We start from the raw sequence: 3,317 nt of genomic DNA, 5'->3' as shown, positions 1-3,317 counted from the left end.
GAGCAGGTCGGCATTATCTACAAAGCGCTCTACTGGGATGCCATTCGCGGTGACGACATCGCCTCTCAATCCCTGGCCAGCCTGGTGTGTGACTTCCAGGTCAACGCGGGTGTCGCGTCGTCGCGTTTGCTGCAGAGGGTGCTCAACGAACGCGCCAAGCGACCCGTGCTGGTCATCGACGGAATGATCGGACCGCGCAGCCTGCGTGTGGTCAATGCCTGCGATACCGCCCAGGTACATGCCGCATTCAAGACGCAACGCATGGACTACTACCGCGGCCTGGCGAAGCGACGCCCTTCGTTGCAGTGCTTCCTTGCCGGATGGCTTCGACGCACTGAATCCTTTGTCTACATTTCGCCTTGAAGAAGGACATGATACGTGGCTGCAGATACACCGCTTCCCGGTCTCATCGAGGCGATGGCCGGTGCCGTGATCGATGCGCAGGATCGCATCGAGCGGCGCCAGATGGCCTACCTCAGTGAGTACTTCGACGAGGACAATCGCCCGAAAAGCGTTGTCATTCGGATGCCATCCATGCAGCCGGGTGCGACGGTCGAGGACGAAGACCTGTACAGGGCGCCGCTGCTTCCCCTGGTCTCGACGAACCTTCTGCGGATCAAGGACGTCGAGATCAGTTTCGACGCCGACCTCGGTCATCTCGTCGAGCCGACGGCTTCTCCCGCTGCAACAGCACCAGCGGAGGCACGACCCGGTTGGGAAGTGCCTCGCGAAGCGACACGTCCGGTGCTTCAGCTGGACACGACCGCCGCCAGCGGCGGCCGCAAGGCCGGCTCGGTTCACGTCGTGATGCGCGTGGAAGGTAGCGAACCCAGTGACGGGATGGCCCGTCTCATGACCCATTTAGCGCAGACCCAAGGGGTCTTCCAGACGTTCAGGCCGGAGAGCTGAGGCGATACCGGTCGAACCACGCCGCGCATTCCGTGCGTCGTGTCTTGCCAACAGTAAAGGAGTTACGACATGGCAGAACTCGTGAGTATGTCCAGCCAGTTCCAGGGTCTTCCGATGGGCGATCTCATCGGTGCACCGCTCAGCGCGGCATGCGATGGCCAGATCAAACTGGCCCAGGCCACCGCCGACTTCATCAAGGTTGTCGGCTTCCTGCCCGACGCCGACAGCGCGGACGGCATCGGTGACACCCGCACGGCATCGTTCAAGTTCAAGCGTCCCGTCGAGAATCCCGACGGCAGCATCTCCGATGAAGAGGTCGAGATCGACGTCCCGCTGCTCTCCATCGTCAAGGTCCCGAACCTCGCGATCAGTACGGTCGATATCACCTTCGACATGGAAGTGAAGTCGGCGATTACCGAGAAGGAATCGAGCAACAGCTCGCACGCTTACGACGCGAACATGTCGATGAAGTTCGGCTTGTTCAGGGCAAACGTCAAGGTGGCCGGCTCGGTCGCTTCGGCCAAGGAGAACACCCGCCAGTCCGACAACTCCGCGAGGTATCACGTCGCCATTCATGCCGAAGACAAGGGCATGCCCGAAGGCCTTGCCCGCGTCATGGACATCATGCAGTCCGCGTGTGCCCCGCGTAAGGTCACGGCCGTGCCGACCGCAGCAGCGGCGTAACGGATGGCCGCGGCACCCCAATGCCCCTCCCCAGGGTGCCGCGGTTTTCAAGGAGTGAAACCATGTTCGATCTCACGGAAGTCAAGTTCGTCAAGCGCATCGTTGTCGGCACCGACGACCCGAACCAGATGCGTTCGGAGCAGCAGGTCGCCGAAGCCAACGACATGCTCAATCGATGCTTCAACGAGTCGCCGAAGGGTTGCATCATCGGCATGGAGAAGAGCTTCAAGGTTCTCCAGATCGGCGAGCATCAGGTGGTCCTGCAGTGGATCTGCTATCACGTCGGCTTTCCGCGAAAACCCGCCTGGCTGCCGGCAGCGTAGGAGCAGATCATGGCTCATACCTCGCTCGACCAGCTTCTTGACGCCGTCACCCGTGCGCTGCGTGACGCCGATCATTCCCTCAAACGACGTGCCCATCCCGGGCCTCGCCTCGCCGAACTATCCATGGCCTTCGACTTCCGCCTGCGGTATCGCCGTGTCGCGCGTCGCCGGCGCGAACTGGTCATGCAGCTCGGCCGACCGCGCTTTGCCTGGCTGGATCGTCGCCCTGTGCATCAGTTGAGGCTCGTCTGCCTCGCCGCCTCGGACTGGCAACCCTGCGTGGAGATCGACGGCCGTCTCATCGTCCCTCGAGGTGGTGCATGAGCACGGGACGTCTTCCCCGTTCACTCAGCGAACTTCACGTCTCCGCCGAGTGGGAGACGATTTTGCTGACTTACCTCGAGCTGCCGCCCCGCAGRCCGAGCCGATGGCTGGTGCTCGCGCGCGGTGCCATCGTGTTCACGTCAGCACGCATCGCGACGTTCGTTTTCCTTCTTGTTGCTTCCTGACCGGAGATGTCCATGTTACGTACTGTCCTGCTGTCATCCCTCCTGCCTGCGTTGACGCTGGGTCTGTTGGCCTCACCGTGCGCCGCGGAAGACGCGCCTTCGCACGACGGCAGCTGGCGCGGCGTCGTCGCCGCGTCGATCCAGAATACCGTCCGTCTCGACGCGACCATCCATGCACAGCGCGCGTCCCTGCAATTTGGCGAGCCCGCCAACTGCAAGATCGTCGCGGACCATCTTCGCGATGTCGATGGCAGCAGCTTCTATCGCTTTCATCCATCGACGAACGGCGGCGGCTTTTGCGCGCGCCTGTATCCGGGCGAACTGATGGTCGATACACCTGCTCCGGGATCGATCGCCATGGCGTTCCAGCGTGCGGAGTCGCGCTGGGCCGGTGTCCTCCGGCGAGCCAACAGCGCGAAGGAGTAGCGTCATGGACCCCACCCTGATCGATCGCTTATGGCTGCTCCTGGCCGCTGTCGGCGGAGCGGTGATTCCCGTCGCGTTATCGGATAGCTCGCGAGGCCGCGCTGTCGTCAGGGTCATATGCGGCACGGTGCTCGCCGTCTTCCTGGCGCCTGCGATCGGCAAGCGGTACGTGAGCGATTACGACCCTGAAGTTCAGGCGGCCGTCGCGATTCTTATCGGCTGTTTCGGTCTGAACCTCACGGCGATCGTGCAGGGTGTGATCGAAGCGCATGTCGAGAAGGTAACCAAGCGCGTCTTAGGACGCTTTCTTCGAGGTACCGATAAATGATCATGATAATGACGTGGTTCAATCTCGTCTGCTCGTCCCTGATCGCCGCCGCCGCGCTGTGGCAGGTGACCGACGCGACGCAGCCGCGCCTGGAGCGACTCTGCATGACACTTCTGGCGTGCGGAGCGGTCGTCAACG

8 protein-coding genes are annotated in these 3,317 nt (G+C 62.3%); all 8 read left to right on the top strand.

Going from position 1 to position 3,317, the window contains the following annotated elements; translation table 11 throughout:
• Positions 1 to 363, top strand: a 363-nt coding sequence (locus AC1DT2_RS18680) for a putative peptidoglycan-binding domain-containing protein (RefSeq protein WP_477297970.1), incomplete at its 5' end; no start/stop codon positions are given.
• A 15-nt stretch (positions 364 to 378) separates the two neighbouring features.
• Positions 379 to 909 (top strand): DUF2589 domain-containing protein, encoded by a 531-nt coding sequence (locus AC1DT2_RS18675; protein ID WP_082879166.1) that lies wholly within the window; start codon positions 379 to 381, stop codon positions 907 to 909.
• Positions 910 to 978: 69 nt separating this feature from the next.
• Positions 979 to 1,593: a DUF2589 domain-containing protein gene (locus AC1DT2_RS18670; protein ID WP_063572703.1), complete on the top strand. Its 615-nt coding sequence runs from the start codon at positions 979 to 981 to the stop codon at positions 1,591 to 1,593.
• A gap of 62 nt (positions 1,594 to 1,655) precedes the next feature.
• Complete coding sequence (locus tag AC1DT2_RS18665) at positions 1,656 to 1,916, top strand: hypothetical protein (protein WP_063572702.1); 261 nt, start codon at positions 1,656 to 1,658, stop codon at positions 1,914 to 1,916.
• A gap of 9 nt (positions 1,917 to 1,925) precedes the next feature.
• On the top strand, positions 1,926 to 2,240 hold the full coding sequence (locus AC1DT2_RS18660) for a hypothetical protein (protein ID WP_477297968.1): 315 nt from the start codon (positions 1,926 to 1,928) through the stop codon (positions 2,238 to 2,240).
• Entirely contained in the window at positions 2,237 to 2,425 is a 189-nt protein-coding gene (locus tag AC1DT2_RS18655) for a hypothetical protein (RefSeq protein ID WP_477297967.1), read from the top strand. The genes AC1DT2_RS18660 and AC1DT2_RS18655 overlap by 4 nt, the downstream gene beginning before the upstream one ends.
• A 12-nt stretch (positions 2,426 to 2,437) precedes the next feature.
• Positions 2,438 to 2,851 carry a hypothetical protein gene (locus AC1DT2_RS18650; RefSeq protein ID WP_477297965.1) on the top strand — a complete coding sequence of 138 codons (414 nt, stop codon included), beginning with the start codon at positions 2,438 to 2,440 and terminating at the stop codon, positions 2,849 to 2,851.
• Between the two features lie 4 nt (positions 2,852 to 2,855).
• On the top strand, positions 2,856 to 3,179 hold the full coding sequence (locus AC1DT2_RS18645; RefSeq protein WP_213949791.1) for a hypothetical protein: 324 nt from the start codon (positions 2,856 to 2,858) through the stop codon (positions 3,177 to 3,179).
• The last annotated feature ends 138 nt before the right edge of the window (positions 3,180 to 3,317 follow it).

This window comes from Luteibacter sp. P4_E6, from assembly GCF_056401535.1.
Note: the sequence above shows the minus strand (reverse complement) of the source record. Positions and strands in the feature narration are given on the sequence as shown.

Coding starts and splice junctions, on each gene's coding strand:
- AC1DT2_RS18670 (WP_063572703.1), top strand. CDS start 979: ATGGCAGAACTCGTGAGTATGTCCAGCCAGTTCCAGGGTCTTCCGATG.
- AC1DT2_RS18660 (WP_477297968.1), top strand. CDS start 1,926: ATGGCTCATACCTCGCTCGACCAGCTTCTTGACGCCGTCACCCGTGCG.
- AC1DT2_RS18645 (WP_213949791.1), top strand. CDS start 2,856: ATGGACCCCACCCTGATCGATCGCTTATGGCTGCTCCTGGCCGCTGTC.
- AC1DT2_RS18665 (WP_063572702.1), top strand. CDS start 1,656: ATGTTCGATCTCACGGAAGTCAAGTTCGTCAAGCGCATCGTTGTCGGC.
- AC1DT2_RS18650 (WP_477297965.1), top strand. CDS start 2,438: ATGTTACGTACTGTCCTGCTGTCATCCCTCCTGCCTGCGTTGACGCTG.